The 16,880-nt window shown below is 50.3% G+C and carries 13 protein-coding genes; 9 read left to right on the top strand and 4 right to left on the bottom strand.

The annotated features are described in order from the left end of the window. Window positions 1-11: 11 nt before the first annotated feature. Together K3T83_RS04725 and K3T83_RS04720 are read left to right on the top strand one after the other, a co-directional pair. Window positions 12-1,427 (top strand): NfeD family protein, encoded by a 1,416-nt coding sequence (locus K3T83_RS04725; protein ID WP_220201821.1) that lies wholly within the window; start codon window positions 12-14, stop codon window positions 1,425-1,427. A 52-nt stretch (window positions 1,428-1,479) separates the two neighbouring features. Next, on the top strand, window positions 1,480-2,331 hold the full coding sequence (locus K3T83_RS04720; protein ID WP_220201820.1) for a slipin family protein: 852 nt from the start codon (window positions 1,480-1,482) through the stop codon (window positions 2,329-2,331). Window positions 2,332-2,411: 80 nt separating this feature from the next. On the opposite strand, the gene K3T83_RS04715 is transcribed toward K3T83_RS04720, so the two are convergent. Beyond that, window positions 2,412-3,086: an orotate phosphoribosyltransferase gene (locus K3T83_RS04715; RefSeq protein WP_220201819.1), complete on the bottom strand. Its 675-nt coding sequence runs from the start codon at window positions 3,084-3,086 to the stop codon at window positions 2,412-2,414. A gap of 431 nt (window positions 3,087-3,517) precedes the next feature. On the opposite strand from K3T83_RS04715, the gene K3T83_RS04710 reads away from it, so the two are divergent. Beyond that, the gene (locus tag K3T83_RS04710; RefSeq protein ID WP_220201818.1) at window positions 3,518-5,455 is read left to right on the top strand and encodes an ABC-F family ATP-binding cassette domain-containing protein; all 1,938 of its coding nucleotides are present in this window, start codon (window positions 3,518-3,520) and stop codon (window positions 5,453-5,455) included. A 21-nt stretch (window positions 5,456-5,476) separates the two neighbouring features. On the opposite strand, the gene K3T83_RS04705 is transcribed toward K3T83_RS04710, so the two are convergent. Further along, the gene (locus tag K3T83_RS04705) at window positions 5,477-7,306 is read right to left on the bottom strand and encodes a tetratricopeptide repeat protein (RefSeq protein WP_220201817.1); all 1,830 of its coding nucleotides are present in this window, start codon (window positions 7,304-7,306) and stop codon (window positions 5,477-5,479) included. 282 nt (window positions 7,307-7,588) lie between these two features. Between K3T83_RS04705 and coaE the strand changes: the two genes are divergently transcribed. The 6 genes from coaE (at window position 7,589) to K3T83_RS04675 (ending at window position 15,155) form a co-directional block, all read left to right on the top strand. Then, on the top strand, window positions 7,589-8,194 hold the full coding sequence (coaE, locus tag K3T83_RS04700) for a dephospho-CoA kinase (RefSeq protein ID WP_220201816.1): 606 nt from the start codon (window positions 7,589-7,591) through the stop codon (window positions 8,192-8,194). A gap of 563 nt (window positions 8,195-8,757) precedes the next feature. Then, complete coding sequence (locus K3T83_RS04695) at window positions 8,758-10,098, top strand: branched-chain amino acid ABC transporter substrate-binding protein (protein WP_220201815.1); 1,341 nt, start codon at window positions 8,758-8,760, stop codon at window positions 10,096-10,098. Window positions 10,099-10,460: 362 nt separating this feature from the next. Beyond that, a complete protein-coding gene (locus tag K3T83_RS04690; protein ID WP_220201814.1) occupies window positions 10,461-11,399 on the top strand; it encodes a branched-chain amino acid ABC transporter permease in 939 nt (312 codons plus the stop codon). Between the two features lie 59 nt (window positions 11,400-11,458). After that, window positions 11,459-13,501 carry a branched-chain amino acid ABC transporter permease gene (locus K3T83_RS04685; protein ID WP_220201813.1) on the top strand — a complete coding sequence of 681 codons (2,043 nt, stop codon included), beginning with the start codon at window positions 11,459-11,461 and terminating at the stop codon, window positions 13,499-13,501. A 24-nt stretch (window positions 13,502-13,525) separates the two neighbouring features. Beyond that, window positions 13,526-14,377, top strand: a complete 852-nt coding sequence (locus tag K3T83_RS04680; RefSeq protein WP_220201812.1) for an ABC transporter ATP-binding protein — start codon at window positions 13,526-13,528, stop codon at window positions 14,375-14,377. A gap of 46 nt (window positions 14,378-14,423) precedes the next feature. Then, complete coding sequence (locus tag K3T83_RS04675; RefSeq protein ID WP_220201811.1) at window positions 14,424-15,155, top strand: ABC transporter ATP-binding protein; 732 nt, start codon at window positions 14,424-14,426, stop codon at window positions 15,153-15,155. Between the two features lie 69 nt (window positions 15,156-15,224). On the opposite strand, the gene K3T83_RS04670 is transcribed toward K3T83_RS04675, so the two are convergent. After that, window positions 15,225-15,410, bottom strand: coding sequence for a hypothetical protein (locus tag K3T83_RS04670; RefSeq protein WP_220201810.1), 186 nt, complete (start codon window positions 15,408-15,410; stop codon window positions 15,225-15,227). Window positions 15,411-15,426: 16 nt separating this feature from the next. Next, window positions 15,427-16,782 carry a hypothetical protein gene (locus K3T83_RS04665; protein ID WP_220201809.1) on the bottom strand — a complete coding sequence of 452 codons (1,356 nt, stop codon included), beginning with the start codon at window positions 16,780-16,782 and terminating at the stop codon, window positions 15,427-15,429. Window positions 16,783-16,880 lie beyond the last annotated feature (98 nt).

The raw sequence follows: 16,880 nt of genomic DNA, 5'->3' as shown, positions 1-16,880 counted from the left end.
GGAGGAATGAGATGATGAATTCGTTTCCTCTGTACAAGTATACGAAGAACAATTATACAAAGAACATCCCCGGCTGGTTGTATATTATTGCAATCGTAGTAGGTTTGCTTGTCCTCACTCAAGACGCTCGCCCTGTGCAGGCGGCGTCGCCTCATGTTGATCTTGTCACACTGAACAGCGAAATTGATTCTGCATCGTTACGTTTGCTGACGCGCGCTATAGATAGTGCAGGACATGATGGTGCTCAATCTCTGGTGGTTGAGGTTAACTCACCAGGTGGAGATCTTGATTCGATGTACGCAATGGTGCAGAGGGAACTCACAAGTAATGTCCCCATCATTGCCTATGTTGCACCTTCCGGGGGTCATGCGGCTTCAGCGGCATCATTTATTACCCTGGCGGCCCACGTCGCGGCGATGGCTCCCACCACGCGTATCGGCGCGGCCAGTCCTGTTGACAGTAGCGGTGGTGATATTGGCAACACGCTCAAATCGAAGATCGAGAATGATCTTGTGGCAGCACTGACCAGCATGCAAAATCGTTATCATCGCAATGTGCCATTGGCTGTGAAGATGGTGACTGAAGCGAAGTCATATGATGACAGCGCGGCAGTACAAAATAAAATCGTTGATCTAGGTGCGCCGACACTCTCCGCCTTGCTACAGGCCATTGATGGTCGGACAATCACCTTGAATTCTGGTCGTCAAGTGACGCTTCAGACTGTATCTGTGCAGGTACAGGAGATCAATGCGACGGTATTAGACTCAATGTATGCCTTTTTGCTCGATCCAAACGTTGTGTTCCTCCTGTTTGTGGTTGCGATGCTTGGCATCTATCTGGAGATCTCTCATCCAGGTGTGATTTTACCCGGCGTCGTTGGGTCAATCTCGCTGTTGTTGTTTCTCTTTGCTGCGGGATCTCTGGCTCCCAATTGGGCTGGATTGGCCTTGATGGTGCTGGCTTTTGCCTTGTTGGTGTTAGATGTACAACTGCCCGCGCATGGTGTGCTGACAATTGGTGGTGTGATCGCGCTGATACTGGGAGCTCTGCTTTTCTTTAATAGTGGCGGCCCTTATGATGGTCCTAAGATCAATCCTATCGTGGTCTATAGTGCTGCTGGAATTGTTGGCCTCATTGGTTTTACACTGGTGACTTTTCTGTTACGAGCGCAGCATCGGCGTGCAGCTACCGGCGCAGAGGGCATGATTGGCGCGAAAGTTATCGCCTTAACACCGCTTGTTCCTGAAGGACGGGTCGGCTATTATGGAGAGGACTGGGCGGCTGTTCTTGATGCCCCAACGACTTCGGTAGACGCTGGTTCTGCATTGATTATAACGGGCGTTAATGGCCTGCGATTGCATGTTCGACCTGTGCGTACTCAATTGATGACTGATACCCATCCACCGTCTTCTTTAAAAGAAGGATAGGATGGTGTGGAAGGGAAAACCCAACCCTATACATAAAAAGAGGAGGTCAATTATGGACCCATTGCTAGGAACGCTTATCGCGTTTGTCGTCCTCATCGTCATTTTCTTTTTGCTTTCCGGCCTACGTATTGTGCAGCAATATGAACGTGGTGTGATCTTTATTCTGGGCAACCTTGCAGGGGCGAAGGGACCAGGCGTGTTCTGGGTGCCACCCATTATTACACGTATGATCAAAGTCGATTTACGTATTGTGACTTTGACCGTCCCACCGCAAGAGGTTATTACGCGTGATAATGTCACCGTCAAAGTAACGGCAGTGATCTACTTCTATGTTGTGGACCCATCGGCCGCCGTTGTGAACGTGATGAACTTCATGCAGGCGACGACTCAAATTGGTCAAACAACGCTGCGTAATGTGCTTGGCCAATCAGAGTTGGATGAACTGCTCTCGCAGCGCAACAAGATCAATCGGGAGTTGCAGAGCATTATTGATGAGCATACAGAGCGCTGGGGCGTGAAGGTGACGGCGGTCGAAATTAAAGATATCGAACTGCCAGTGACCATGCAGCGCGCCATGGCGAAGCAGGCCGAGGCAGAACGTGAGAAGCGTGCGAAAATCATCCATGCGGAGGGAGAGTTTCAGGCGTCCACCCAACTGGCACAGGCGGCCAAGATCATTGGCGAGCAGCCGAGTACACTACAACTGCGCTACTTGCAAACACTAACAGAGATCGCAGTTGAGAAAAACTCGACCATCATCTTTCCATTGCCGCTAGATTTGATCGAGCCGTTGCTGGGAATCGTTAAAAATCGCAATACTGAGGTCGCTCGTGAGCAATTTGATGGTCCGACCGCAGCGTCACCTGCTCCAGCATATCGACCACCATATAGAGAAAACAAATGATGAGGCGTGTGTCTGACCTAAATTAAAGAAGGGCTGTCTTTTTTTGACAGCCCTTGCTTCCTATTACCCTGGTGATAGTGCTACAAAGGGTTGAGCGGTGATGTGTGGGGTTCATCCTGCTTGCCGCGCAGATATTCAGCGCAGGTACGGTAGGTTTCCTCTGAAATGAGTCCTTTAGACATATAATGGTTGAGCATCACATCCAATTTGAGAATACTCATCAGATTGTAACCATGCCGCCTCAAGCGTTCCGCAGCACCATGTTCGCGGTCAACCAGGACGATCACATCTTTCACCTTTAAGCTATTTTCTTCGAGTAAGGCCGCCGTTTCCAGAACGCTACTGCCTCTAGTGATCAGGTCATCAACAATCAGCACAGTATCGCCTTGAGAAAAGCGGCCCTCGATGCCTCGTGTGCCAGTTCCTTCTGGCCGTATCCGTGCATAGATCATGGGTGTATTGGTTTCCAGGGAATAAGCGGTTGCCAGTAGCAAGCCGCCAACCGGAACGCCAGCCACTGTATTGAAGGGATGAACGCGTGGACGGCGCAACGATTGGGCCAGATTGATTTCCTGCTGCATCAATTTACTGGCGACGCTTAATGCGGTTGGATGACTGATCAGAACCTTGGGGTTCACAAAAACAGGTGAGCTAACTGCAGATTCGCTCACCGTAAAATTACCAAATTGGACGCCTCCAAGGTCGAACAATATTTGCGCTAACCAGAGATTGTCCAGGGACTGCTCTTTCGCCACCTCAGCACTACGCGATGCATGAAACTTCTATTTGTACAAAGAAAAAGCCAAATAGAAGGATGCATCGCCTCCTTTCTTTGCTCTGTACTCTCTTCTGAAGGGAGGACAAGAAAACGTGCAGTTTACTTATCCAGGTCTGTGAGGAGCATGCTCTCTGCCCCGCCAGTAAAGAAAGCCTGGCTCTACTAATGATGCCCTATAGATAACTATCGGCATCAGACAGAGCTATTAGACCCATTATAACATTACTTTCGTCGTCTTGTGTGCAACCTCTGGAGAGACAGTCGATATAGAGAGCAGTCTTACTCTACAAGCAAAGTGGCAAGCACTCGGCTCCTTACTTGCATCCAGGTAAGCATTATGATACGCTATGCCCCGTCTATAGTAAAAAGATTGCATTTGATAGGGTAAATTATTCTAGGTGAAGACATATGCCAATTGTGAGTGTTATACAGCTAGGGAAATCTTTTGGTGCTGAGCGAATTTTTGCAGGTCTCAATTTTCAAGTAGATGAGCATGATCGGATTGGATTGGTTGGTCCCAACGGCGCGGGAAAATCAACGCTGCTCAATATTCTGGCGCGGCGTGAGGAGCCAGATGAGGGAACGATAGCCATTGCACGCAATACGCGTATCGGCTATCTTACTCAGGTCGCAGATTTTCACCCTGAGTGGACGTTGCGTGAGGAGATGCGAACGGTATTTGCAGAATTGCAGGACTGGGAGAGGGAGTTGCAAGATCTGGCTCAGGCGATGGCAGCTCCCGATGCTCACAATGATGAGGCGCGTCATCAACGAATGTTGGCTCGCTACGATGAACTGCAAATGCGCTTCGAGCATGCAGGCGGCTATACCTATGAAAATCGTGTCGAGCAGGTGCTTGATGGATTGGGCTTTACACGCGAGCAGCAGGCATTGCCCGCTACTAATTTGAGTGGAGGCCAGCAAACGAGGGCAGCACTGGGCAAGTTGCTGTTGCAGGAACCCGATCTCCTGTTGTTGGACGAGCCGACCAACCACCTCGATCTGACGGCCCTTGAGTGGTTGGAGACCTACCTATCCACCTGGAAGGGCGCAATGGTGATCGTGGCCCATGATCGGTACTTTCTGGATAAGGTCGCGTCCCGTACGATAGAACTGGCCTTTGGACGCATTGAAGAATATCCCGGCAACTATACTAAGTATCTCGATCTGCGCGAGGAGCGCATGGAGCGGCGCTTACGTGAGTATGAGGCGCAGCAGGCGCATATCGCTCATACTGAAGAGTTTATTCGACGCTATAAAGCCGGGCAGCGCAGCCGTGAGGCGAGAGGTCGCCAGAAATTGCTGGATCGTCTCGAACGTATCGAGCGTCCGCAAGATTTTCCTGAGATGCACTTTGAATTTGCGCAAATTACTGATAGCGGTCTGGTCGTTATTGCGACCCAAAAACTGCTGGTGGGATATAAAGGAACCATGCAACGTGACAACGAAGCAAACGTGCTGGTTCGCACTGCTGATGTAGAGTTGTTGCGTGGAGACCGGGTTGGTTTGATCGGGCCAAACGGAGCGGGCAAAACAACGTTGCTGCGTACGTTGATTGGCGAACTGACCCCTATCAGTGGTCAGGTGCAGATTGGGCATAATGTGCGCATCGGCTACTATTCGCAAACACACGCGGGTTTAAATATGGAGCGTAGCATCCTTGACGAAATTCGCCAGGTGAGCGCATTGAGCGAAGAGGGAGCGCGCAGCTTCCTGGGACGCTTTCTCTTTTCCAGGGACGATGTGTTTAAGGTGATTGGCTCTTTGAGTGGTGGCGAGCGTAGCCGTGTTGCGCTTGCGAAGCTCACACTTCAGGGATCAAATCTGATGGTATTGGACGAGCCAACCAACCATCTCGATCTACAATCGCGTCAGTTTCTTGAAGAGGTCTTGCGCGAATTTGAGGGAACGCTGCTTTTTGTGTCGCATGACCGCTACTTCATCGATAGTCTGGCCACAAAAGTCTGGGCCATCGAGGATGGTGTGATGATCCCGTATCTGGGGAACTACACTGAGTACCATACGCGCAAACGGCCTATGACGCTCGATATTCCGTCCGCTCCTGTCGAAAAGAAGGTGACAGAAGAGGCGAAACCTGCTCCCAGGACCAGCAAGGCGCAGACGAAGAAGGCAGGGAAAGTGAAGGTACGGACAGTGGAAGATGTAGAGCGAGATGTTGAGAAGGCCGAGGCGCTCGTAAAAAACCTGGAAGAAGGGCTATCCCAGGCCGCGTTGAACGCGGATGCCGCTCAACTGACGCAGCTATCAGAGGAATATGAACAGGCCAAAGCGCGTGTTGATGAGCTGTTGGAGGAGTGGGAACGTCTGGCTGATGTCGCCAGCTAAGGCCTGGTCTGGCGTCGGTTGTTATCCTCTTTTTGGCCGACGCCAGATTAAGCGGCTGATAAAGCCTATGATCGCTAACAGCAGTGGGATAGTTGCGGCGGCGATGAGCCAACCAGCAAAGAGAATCACGGAGACAATCATTGGTGGATGGGTTGCCACCGCAGTTGGTGCCGTTACCATATCCACCATTGGCGTATAGCCGAACTTATAAGCAACTGCAAGAACGCCACCAGCGATCAGGCAGACGAAAAGGGTGAGCAGAATGCGTGTGAACCCATGACGATACGCACCTCTAAATGAATTGACGCAGAGAACGGCCAATCCAAAGCTTGCCAGCGCAAAGCTTGCAAGAACGGGGATACTCGGTTTCAGGATTGGCAGGGCCATACCAATGGTGCCAACGAGAAATCCACCGATTTGTAAGGCTGCCCCAATAAGGAAAGAGACCGGCCCGCCTTTTTTCTCATTGCCTGACAACAGCTTCGAGGTGGTAAGAGGAGACGATTGACTGCCACCTTGCGGCTCGTTCAGTGCAGCCAAAATGTTTGCTTTAATAGCAAGCGTTTCTGCGTCGTTGGGATTGAGCTGGAGGGAGCGCTCGATGGCCGTCAGTGCTGTCTGGTATTGCCCTGTGTTGCTTAGCAGGACGGCTCGCATGCTCCAGGCTAGCGGGTTGTTGGGGTTAGCCTGCCCAAGCTGATCCACGACCGCCAATGCTTCTTGAAAGCGTCCCATTGAGCCAAGCAGTTGACCTTTCAAGGTTAATGCAGATGTATTATTTGGGGCGATTTGCAGCACTCGTTCTATCTGGTTCATCGCCTCCATATAGTTTTGGGCCAGCATAGACTGCTGTGCTTGCTCTAAGAGCTGTGGAACTTGTTGTTGATATTGCATGCCTGTTACGTTCAGATATAGATCTGAATTTGCAGATGCTGTGGGCTGGGGAGAAAGCTGGACGGTTGCAGCAGGATGCGCGTTTGGGCTGGCCTGTGAACTGGTAGGAGCAAATGGCGACGCAGCGGAAGGTGCGGCATACGCATTATTGCGCGAAAATGTTTGTGACGAGGGTTCGGGTGTAGGAGTAGATGGCGACTGAGGGGCAGGTAAGTCTCCTATTAAAATGCTTGGAGATTGAACGCGACCAAACAGGTGTGGTTGTTGTTGCGGCCCAAGTGAGCTATAGAGATAGGAGTGCAGTTGGTGCAGGGAAATAGAACCAGAATTGTTACCGGCTGGTCCACACAGACCAACAATCATATGATGAGCGAAGAGTCCGAGCTGATGTTCGCCAGCTTCAGAAGCCATTTCATTGCCACGACAGGAACAGAGTAAAAAGCGATTGCCCTGTTGTTGGAGGCTATTCATAAGAGGTTCGCCCATCAGGGGACGGAAATCAAAGGGCGAGATACGCCGTGCTGCCCAGGTGGGGCCAGTCTGAAACGCATCAAGAATAAGCAAGATGTGAGCTGCTCGGCTGCGAGCCATGACTTGCATAATGAAAGAGGGGAGATGCAGGCCGCTGGAGGGTTGTTGGTAGCGGGTATTGGAGAGGGCGAGATAGCCTTCGCCACTTCGCTCATCGACAAAAGCGTGCCCGGCGAAGTAGATCATTACAAGATCGTTGGCTTCGGCAAGTTGCAGGCATGTCTGAGATATGAGAGGTTGTACAAGCTCCTGTGTGGCATGTGGGCCTTGCACAAGCTGAACATCGCCGGGGGACCATTTCCCGCCGCGTGTATTGACGAGCCATTGTGCGAGTGCGCGTGCATCATTCTCTGCATATTGTAGTGGACGGAATGTAGCATCCTGATAATGACTGATGCCTATGATGAGTCCTAGTCGCCTGCTCATCTCATCTGCCTTTCAATAGACGCGCGTATGACAGCACCATCTATCACAGTTCGTCATCTCCTCAACGTCGAATATTTGTCCTTTTGTCTGCTAATTGTACGATACTAGTGGTTAGTAAGGTAAGAAATAGGACCGAACAGGTACTTTTTGGAGGCAGTTAGGGAAATGAGGAGAGAAGGAAGTTTCCGGGAGTAATCAATGCCATGTTGAAGTGCTATTGCAGGCTATTTTGTGGCATACTCTGATGAGAGCGAACAGTATTTTGATCAGGAGCGCCGTAAAATGCCTTACATTATCGGATTAACGGGAAACATCGCCTGTGGAAAGACGGCGGTTGGCCATATATTGTTAGAACTGGGAGCAGAGCGTTATATCGATGCTGATGCTGTGGTGCATCGGCTGTATGAGAGCGCCCAGCCGATTGCGAGAAGGGTAGAGGAGGTTTTTGGAGCAAGCGTGATGGTTGCCGATGGGAGCGTAAATCGGAAAGAACTGGGAAACATTGTGTTTCATGATCCCGAACAGATGAAACGGCTCGAAGGGATTGTTCATCCGGCGGTGGGAGAAGCGCTGGTAAAAGAACTGGCTCCTGTCAGCGAGACGGGAATTGCGATTATTGACGCCGTGAAGTTGCTGGAAGGAGGATCAGGAGCGCTTTGTCAGAGTAAATGGTTGCTCACCTGCCCACAGGAGCAGCAGTTGGCTCGCTTGATGGCAAGAAATGGAATGAGCAAAGAGGATGCGCTGGCCAGGATACATGCGCAAACGCCGAATAGCACGAAGCTGGCGCTGGTAGATGAGGTAATAGATAATGGAGGAACATTAGCGGAGACCCGTCAGCAGGTAGCTGCGGCCTTTCAGCGATTTCGCCAGAAATTTACTGTATAGATTTTTGTCTTGTACTGTTTCTGTTTTCTGGAGCCAACATCGCGTCGATAGCGTAGCAAAATAGCAAGATTTTACAAGTTTGCTGTATGTAGGACTGGTATAACAGTGTGGGTCGTTGAGGCGTGATAACTGATGAGCCAGCTTGAGTGACGCTGGCAAGCGGTTATTATGCATTATCATTATATGTTTAGAACATCTTGAGTTATCGTGTACATCTCATTTCGAGTAGGTAAAGGTTTGCTCATCTTCTTTTGGGCGGAATCTGTATTGACAGTATGAATTACAGTCCGTATAATCTTTTCGACTGTGATAAATTCTCTGATCTTATCGTATTGCGTCGTAGTACAACAGAGCATCAGTTTGTCATATTATTTAGCTTATCAGACGCATATGTGGATAAGCTGAATAATAAAAATACTGGAAACCTGTGAGATTCACGCAGAGATGGACGTATTTATCATTACTGGGACTAAGGGAGCAGTGAAATATAGTTGCTGAGCTTAAAATCCTGGTAGCTCTCAAGATTTTATTAAGTCTTGTTTATTGAGGAGGCTGACTACATCATGCAGAGAAGTTGGTCGCGCATTTTAGCCCTGACAGTGGGTATTCCATTGCTGCTGGCAATGTTGGCTGCCTGTGGCTCTGGTACAACAGGGACTGGAACGACTGGTTCAAATGGTGGGAATGGTACCACGTCTCAGGGATCGAAAACCATCAAGGTCGCAACCGATTTACCGGCATCTGGTAAAGACACCAGTAATGGTAAACCAACGGAAAACGGTGCTCATCTAGCCGTAGATGAGGCGAATCAGAGCAATTTTGTTCCCGGCTACAAGCTTGAATTTGTACCCAAAGATGATGTTGGTCCTAGCGGCGCTCATGATCCTGCGACGGGTGCGCAGAACGTCACAGCGCTGGTTGGCGATGCATTAGTTGCGGGTATTGTTGGTCCATTTAACAGTAACGTGGCAAAGGCAGAGATGCCAATTTCCAATCAGGCACCTATTGCCCAGATTAGCCCGGCAAACACAAACCAGTGTCTTACTCAGTCGAGCGATGCTGTTGGCTGCGGTGGTAAGGATAATCTCATTCCTACCTTGCGCCCAACCGGTAAGGTGACTTATTTCCGTATTGCCACCACTGACGACCATCAGGGGCCGGCCAATGCTGATTATCTCTATAAGCTGGGTAAGTATAAGAAGGCGTATGTGGTAGATGATGCCGAGACTTATGGTATTGGTATCGCGAACACCTTCAGCGACGAATGGAAGAAGTTGGGTGGTACAGTGCTTGGCCGCGCCAGTGAGCCATCCACGACGACCTCGTTCGTTTCCCTGCTGACTCAGATTGCTTCAAAGCAGCCTGATGTGATCTACTTCGGCGGCACCGATTCTACCGGTGGTATCCTGATGCGACAGCAGATGTTGCAGGTTCCCGCCCTGAAGAACACCACGTTTGCTGGCGGTGATGGTATTGTCTCGCAGAGCTTTGCGAAGACCATTGGCTTGACTGGCGGTCCCGTCTATGGTACCGTTGCATCATCCGATGTCACAAAGAACCCGGCGGCAGCCGATTTCGTCAAAAAGTATCAGAGTACGTATGGTGAGCTGGGTGCGTATAGCGCTGCTGGTTATGATTGCATGAAGATTTTGATCACTGGTATCAAGAATGCAATCCAGGGCGGTGCGGCAGTGCCAAAAGATTCGAGCGACGCTGCTGGAGCAAAAACGTTCCGCCAGGCCGTCATTGATGCGATCCAGAAAGTTGATTACACTGGACTCACAGGCCATCACACCTTCGATCAGAATGGCGATACCACCAATAAAGTCATCACCGAGCAGCAGCTTGCTGATGTCAGTGGCAAGCCTGATTGGAAGGTTGTTGACACCATTACCGTGAAATAATCTGGTGGTTTTTACCACTTTTCTAGGGAGAGAAGTCAGAACGTAGTGCTAGCTGGCTTCTTTCTCTAGGGGGAGAGTCAAAGCATGAATCTTCATATGGCTGCTCCCCCGCTCTGCTGTATGGGGTTTTATCGTAGGGCGTTGTTGATACATGGCAGATAGGCCCAATCCTCTAAGGAAGGAGTTGCAGGCTTTAGATTCAAGCCGGAAACTGCTTCGTTTTACCTACTTGCATTGTTGCTTGCCATGAAACTCCTTCTCAAAGGATGGAGAGGATGTACGCTATATCCTGAAAAACCGGAAAGGAGGCAGCGCTTTCTCACTCTTTCTAGACGAGAGCTGACGCGCTGCATGCAAACTTAATGTCACTGTTCTTGCAAGAGCTGATTGTAGGACTGACTACAGGAGCGATTTATGCCCTCATCGCTCTAGGATATACGATGGTCTATGGCATCATTGAGCTGATAAATTTTGCTCATGGCGATATTTTTATGATTGGCTCATTGATTGCGATTGTGTTTTTGAATATGCTGGGTATTACAGGCGCGGTACCTCTAGGTGGTTTTACGTTGGTGTGGGTAATGATTGTCACCTGCCTGATCACAATGCTTCTCTGTGCGGTATTAGGAGTTGTTATTGAGCGAGTTGCCTATCGTCCACTACGAAATGCTCCTCGCCTTGCCCCTCTTATCTCTGCAATTGGCGTCTCGCTCATTCTTGAGGATATTGGCAAACTCTGGAAGGGCGTGACGAATGTCCCTTTCCCTCAGATCTTTCCTCAGATTACCTATAACATTGGGTCTGTCAACATTAGTAGCGTCAATATTCTGGTCATAGTTGTTACTGTCGTTTTGATGATTGCACTGCACTGGTTTGTTTCAAGCACACGAATTGGACGCGCGATGCGTGCGGTGGCGCAGGATCGAGATGCGGCAGCGCTGATGGGCGTGAACGTTGATCGTATTATTTCAATTACCTTCTTCATTGGAGCGGCCCTTGCAGGGGCGGCGGGTTTTATCTACGGGTTGCAGTATGGAAGCACCATTTTCTCGCTTGGTTTCCAGATTGGTTTGATCGCCTTTACTGCAGCGGTTCTGGGTGGAATTGGCAATATTGTTGGTGCTATGCTGGGAGGAGTGCTTATCGGCCTGATCGAGGCGTTTGCTACGCTAATCCCCGATACTGTGTTGCCGCATGGTGGCGCACCCTGGCACAATGCAGTCATTTTTGCCATTCTCATTCTTATTCTGATTTTCCGTCCTTCTGGGCTTCTCGGTCAACAGACACCCGAAAAGGTTTGATGCATGCGAGCAGAGTTTGGTAGAACAAGCATGCATTATCGGAAGCGAGGTAATGTAACGTGGCGTCATTGGTGAGTTCCCGTGTGTTTCGGCCAGCAGGCGATACACGACAACTTTTAATTAAATGGATTGTAGCACTCCTGGTTCCTCTTGCCGTTTTCACTTTTGTATGGAGCGGTGAGGCCATTGTGAATAATGTGTTGCTGGGGCTGCTTGCTCCTGCAAATACATCACTCACTCCTGCTACAACTGTTCTGGCAGGCCTTTTTATCCTGATCTTCTATGCCACCATCCTGTCACTGGCCGGTTATGTTGTTGCCGCCGACAGCGGACGACGGAGCACAGTTGAATTATGGATCGACATTTTTGTCTTTGTCCTGGTCCCCCTCGTTTTTATTATGACGACCGGTCTGGTCATAGGGCTGGCAATCTCTGTCATAGTCTGGGTTGTGTTTTTCTACGTGCGCAACCGTATACGGAAAGCGCGTGGGTATAAACCATTACGCCCGTCGGAAGTGTTGACCGTTGTTGATGCGGAGCAACGAGAAGCCTTTGCGCAGCGAGCTGTGGCGGGTGGCTTCTGGTTTGGAGCAATCTTTGCTCTGCTGTCTCTCGTCGTTGATCTTATCTTCTACTTTAGTGGCCAGCTACCGGATATTTTGCTGATCTGGGTAGTCGTGCGCACCATTCTGCTGCCTATCGCCGGTTATTTTCTTGGCCGGTTAGGTGGCACAATCGCCCTGCGTCATGTCCTCTCTGCGGCAAATGACGCGAATGAGGAAAATGCAGAGAGTGCCATCGAGAAGAAAAAGCAGCTAGAGGTGCTGTCATCTACTCGTGCCAGGGAAGAGGCGAAGGATCTTGTGCCTAACGATCTGCCGCTGAGAAGCTCTGGGGCACAACGTTTTTATCTGACGTTGCTGACGGCGTTTATTCTCTTCTATCCGATCCTTGATCCATTTCTCTTCGGTTCAGGAACCGGTGGACGCCTGGCAGGGTACACGGATGCAGGCTATTATGTTATTCTGGCTCTCGGTCTGAATATTGTGGTCGGTTTTGCTGGCCTGCTCGATCTAGGCTATGTGGCATTTTTCGCCATCGGATCTTATACCTGGTCAATCGTTGGTTCAACGCAGCTCGCGACAGTAACAGGTATCACCCTTAGCCCGGCTGCTGCGTCATGGCTGTTCTGGCCGATGTTACTGGCGACGGCAATGATTGCGGCAGTGTTTGGAGTGCTACTTGGTGCGCCAACCCTGCGCTTGCGTGGCGATTATCTGGCTATTGTGACGCTAGGGTTCGGCGAGATCGTGCCGGTGGTCTTCCTGGAACTGGACAAATATACAAATGGTGCCAATGGTATCGTTGGTGTTCAGTCTCCGGCCCTCAATCTCGATTTCTTGCGCGGGGTGCCTGGTCTGAGCGGATTAGCCTCTCTACATGTAGATTGGTCCAACTTTACCCCCATTCCTTACTATTACCTGATCGTGGCGCTGATCGTACTGGTTATCTTTGCTAATCTGCGTCTGAGAGATTCGCGTATCGGACGTGCCTGGATCGCTATTCGCGAGGATGAGATCGCGGCTGCCTCGTCGGGCGTCAATCTGGTGAATACAAAATTGTTCGCCTTTGCTGCTGGCGCGTTTTTCTCTGGCATTGCCGGCGCATATCATGCGGCAAAGCTTGGTCAGGTCTCTCCTGATGCGTTTAGCTTTGGCGATTCGGTGATTTATCTCGCAATGGTTGTGATTGGTGGCATCGGTAGTATTCCAGGTGTCATTGTCGGGGCCTTTGCCGTCTATGCCATTAATCAGCTTATTCTGGCGCAGCTTGATACGCTGGCTTCCGATCCTAACAATGTCTTAAACCCTATCTTTGTCGCCGTTACGCACGTTGTTCCTGGTTTCACCTTTGGCAATATTCGCAATCTTGTCTTTGGCGCTATTCTGGTGGCCGTGATGATTTTCCGTCCAGAGGGATTTCTGCCTAGCTCGCGCAGGCGCCGTGAGTTACACCACTCTGAAGATCAAGGCGTTGAAGTAAGTTCTCTGGATGTTGTTCCTGGGGCGCCTGGATTTGAAGAGGAGGTGCGTGTTGAATAACAACTGGAGAAGAGGAGCAACGTTATGAGCACAAATCATACTAAGTCGGCTAATAGGGCAGGGGCGGATGAGCCAACGAGTGGCGCTCTGCTTGAATTGAAAAAGGTCTCGAAAATTTTTGGTGGATTGGTTGCCGTGCAAGACGTGGATTTACGGATCAATCCCGGAGAGATTATCAGCGTGATCGGGCCAAACGGTGCTGGCAAGACAACCGTTTTTAACCTCATTACAGGGATCTATCGTCCCACAAGTGGAGAGATTTCTCTTGGGGGAAAATCGGTTGTTGGACTCAACCCGGATCAGGTGCTGGTACGTGGAATCGCTCGTACGTTTCAAAATATTCGCCTGTTTAATAATATGACGGTGATGGAAAACGTCCTGGTCGGTCAGCATACGCAGCTCAAGGCCAGCGTTTTAGGATCGCTGTTTCTGACAAAGGCCGTGAAGCGAGAAGAAGCTGAAGCACGTGAGCGCGCCCTCGAACTACTCAGCTTCTTCGGCCAGGCGCTCGTTGATCGACAGGACGAGTACGTTATTAACCTCTCATATGCAGAGCGAAGACGAGTCGAGATCGCTCGGGCGCTGGCCGCGAAGCCCAGCTTACTGCTGCTGGATGAGCCGACAGCTGGCATGAATGAAGCGGAAACGCTGGATGCAGTGAAGTATGTGCGGCGTTTGCGCGATGAGTTAGGATTGACCATTCTCTTAATTGAGCATAAACTTACAGTGACGATGGGTATCTCTGACCGTATTGCTGTCCTCGATTATGGACGGAAAATTGCTGAGGGTTTACCAGAAGAGGTACGTCGCGACGAGCGAGTCATCGCGGCCTATCTCGGCAAAGCGGCAAAAACGGAACAGGAAGCGGCAGAGTAATGGGCAGGAGACTGATCAAGAGATTCTTTGCTGCGCGAGGGAATATATGACTGAGAACAGTAAATCGACAGCATTGCGGCTCAGCGATGTAAATACATATTATGGACCGAGCCACGTGCTCCAGAATATTTCGCTGGAGGTCAATCAGGGCGAAATAGTTTGCTTGCTGGGAGCAAACGCAGCTGGTAAGACGACGACGATGAAAACAATTTTTGGATTGGTTCGCCCTCAAAGCGGCTCAGTCCAATTTAACGGCCAGCCTATTGAGCGTAAATTGACGGGCGATATTGTACGGATGGGGCTGACGCTGGTTCCTGAAGCCCGCCGTATTTTTCCACGTATGACCGTTCTTGAAAATTTAGAGATGGGTGCATACACACGTCCCAGTGGAGCAGAGTTCAAAGTAGATCTGGAACATATCTGTCAAATCTTTCCGCGCCTCAAGGAGCGTTTGAAACAGGTCGCGGGTACAATGTCGGGCGGTGAGCAACAAATGCTGGCGATGGGACGCGCGTTGATGTCTCACCCGAGTATGGTGTGTATGGATGAGCCATCGATGGGGCTTTCACCGATCATGGTCGAGACCGTTTTTGAGACGATTGTGCGTATTCGCAATGAAGGAGTGACGGTCTTTCTGGTTGAACAAAACGCTTCTATGGCGTTGAGCCTGGCCGATCGCGGCTACGTCTTGCAGACCGGGAAAATTGTTTTGAGCGATACTGCTGCGAATTTGTTGAACAACGATCTTGTGCGTCAGGCCTATCTCGGCGGAGCATAAATACTACTGTGCTGTTCGCGCAATGAAAAAAGAGTCTGTTGGCCCAAATAAGCCTGCAGACTCTTCTTCTTATGCCTGTTCGTCCAGTTTGCGATGGAGGTCTCTGATACGTTGAATGACTTCTGCTAAAGTGGTGACGCCTAAGTCTTCCATGTCCTCCTGAAGCGATTCAAGGCGCTCCAGCAGTTCCATGTCATCGTATTCCTCCATCTCTTCGTCGTCGTCCAGTCTGTGGTTTGGATCTTGTCTATTCATGCTTGACCTCTTCTTTCTATTGTGTTGATGTGGCGGGATAGAGAAAAGATGTATTGGCATCCTGGTAGGTCCAGCCCGCCTGTGTAATATTGCCTGTTGCCGTGCTGACTGGCGCTCCCTGGGGTTGACCATCGTTATTGATAGTCACAGTATACACCTCTTTCCCGGCGTTCAAGCGCTGATGTTGCCAGAAGAGGCGATCATTGCTGAGAAAGAGAAAATGGCGGCTGTCGGCGGCCCAGGGACTGTTGGCGGTTGGCTGCAACATAGTGTGAGATGTGGATAAGGGTGTAGACGATCCTGTAGACGATTGTTGCTGGTCGCTAAGGAGCGTTATTTGTTGATGGGTGCCGACGTTGATGAGTGTGAGCACGTGTTGTCCATCGATCAGTAGAAAGCGGCTGTCAGGAGACCAGTAAGGAATGCTATTCTCTTCACCCTGGATTGAGAAGCTGCTTTTATTGGCGAGCTTGAGAATGGTGTAAGTTGATCCTGTATTATATAGAATCGCATTGCCATCTGGAGACCAGGCAAATTGGGTGCATCGACAGGTGGTAAGCGTCGTTGTCTGGTTGTTGAGCGTGGAGAGGAGAAGTTGGACAGTAGGAGAAGACGATTGTGTGTTTTGTTGATCGGGAGCCGTAATTGCATAGAGAAAGCGGCTATCATCGTGAGCAGGCTGCCAGAGAACGCGCTCAAGTGATGCTGGTAGCGGATGCCCGTCTGGAAGCGTGGGTGTGACGTAATGTTGTTTGGCGCCGGCGATATCTGTTGTGAAGATGCCGTGCTGAGAGATGCCAGCAATGAGAGCGTTTTTGTAAGAAAAAGAAGGAAGGGCATAGGTGCTGGGAAAAGACTTGACCGCGATGCCGCCCGGTTGATCGTTTTGAGAGATCCACCAGTGGGCATCCTCCAAAGAGGATGGATCGGTCTGACCTGTTTGCCGATAGAGTAGCCTATTGCCTGTTGAGTTCCAGAGAGTAGTGCTATATCGTACATCAGGATTAGAAAAGGCAAGTGTGATGGGCGTGCCACCATCAACGCCGACCGTATTCATGGTGCTGGGGATATCTCCGATTTGCCTGAGTACATTGGAAGCAGTCGGGTGTGGAGTCGTTTTGGCGAAGCTCTCATCAAGGCTGCGAAATGCGAGCAACTGATGGGTAGGAGACCAGTTAAAGCCAACAACTGGTGTGGTAGTCGTGATAATAGCAAACGCGTTGGCACCGTCTGGATCACTGGTCCAGACCTGCCCATCGCGTATAAATGCAATCACATTGCTGCCGGTATGACCTGCGCTGCAAGCAGCCAGAAGTTGGCTGAGCAGGAGCAAGCAAGGAAGCAGGCTGTTGACGATACGATACCTTTTCATAGTAATGAGTATAGCGCTGCTTGTATCGGGCGGTCAAGCCTGTTGGTAGAGAAGTTGAGTAGGAAGCAGGCAAGACGTTTTACTTGGTCCAGGTTGTG

The organism is Reticulibacter mediterranei (assembly GCF_016587455.1).
Note: the sequence above shows the minus strand (reverse complement) of the source record. Positions and strands in the feature narration are given on the sequence as shown.

Excerpts from the sequence above, each read along its gene's own strand:
- K3T83_RS04680 (WP_220201812.1), top strand. The coding sequence starts at position 13,526 with ATGAGCACAAATCATACTAAGTCGGCTAATAGGGCAGGGGCGGATGAG.
- K3T83_RS04665 (WP_220201809.1), bottom strand. The coding sequence starts at position 16,782 with ATGAAAAGGTATCGTATCGTCAACAGCCTGCTTCCTTGCTTGCTCCTG.
- coaE (WP_220201816.1), top strand. The coding sequence starts at position 7,589 with ATGCCTTACATTATCGGATTAACGGGAAACATCGCCTGTGGAAAGACG.
- K3T83_RS04670 (WP_220201810.1), bottom strand. The coding sequence starts at position 15,410 with ATGAATAGACAAGATCCAAACCACAGACTGGACGACGACGAAGAGATG.
- K3T83_RS04675 (WP_220201811.1), top strand. The coding sequence starts at position 14,424 with ATGACTGAGAACAGTAAATCGACAGCATTGCGGCTCAGCGATGTAAAT.
- K3T83_RS04695 (WP_220201815.1), top strand. The coding sequence starts at position 8,758 with ATGCAGAGAAGTTGGTCGCGCATTTTAGCCCTGACAGTGGGTATTCCA.
- K3T83_RS04720 (WP_220201820.1), top strand. The coding sequence starts at position 1,480 with ATGGACCCATTGCTAGGAACGCTTATCGCGTTTGTCGTCCTCATCGTC.
- K3T83_RS04690 (WP_220201814.1), top strand. The coding sequence starts at position 10,461 with ATGTCACTGTTCTTGCAAGAGCTGATTGTAGGACTGACTACAGGAGCG.
- K3T83_RS04710 (WP_220201818.1), top strand. The coding sequence starts at position 3,518 with ATGCCAATTGTGAGTGTTATACAGCTAGGGAAATCTTTTGGTGCTGAG.
- K3T83_RS04705 (WP_220201817.1), bottom strand. The coding sequence starts at position 7,306 with ATGAGCAGGCGACTAGGACTCATCATAGGCATCAGTCATTATCAGGAT.
- K3T83_RS04725 (WP_220201821.1), top strand. The coding sequence starts at position 12 with ATGATGAATTCGTTTCCTCTGTACAAGTATACGAAGAACAATTATACA.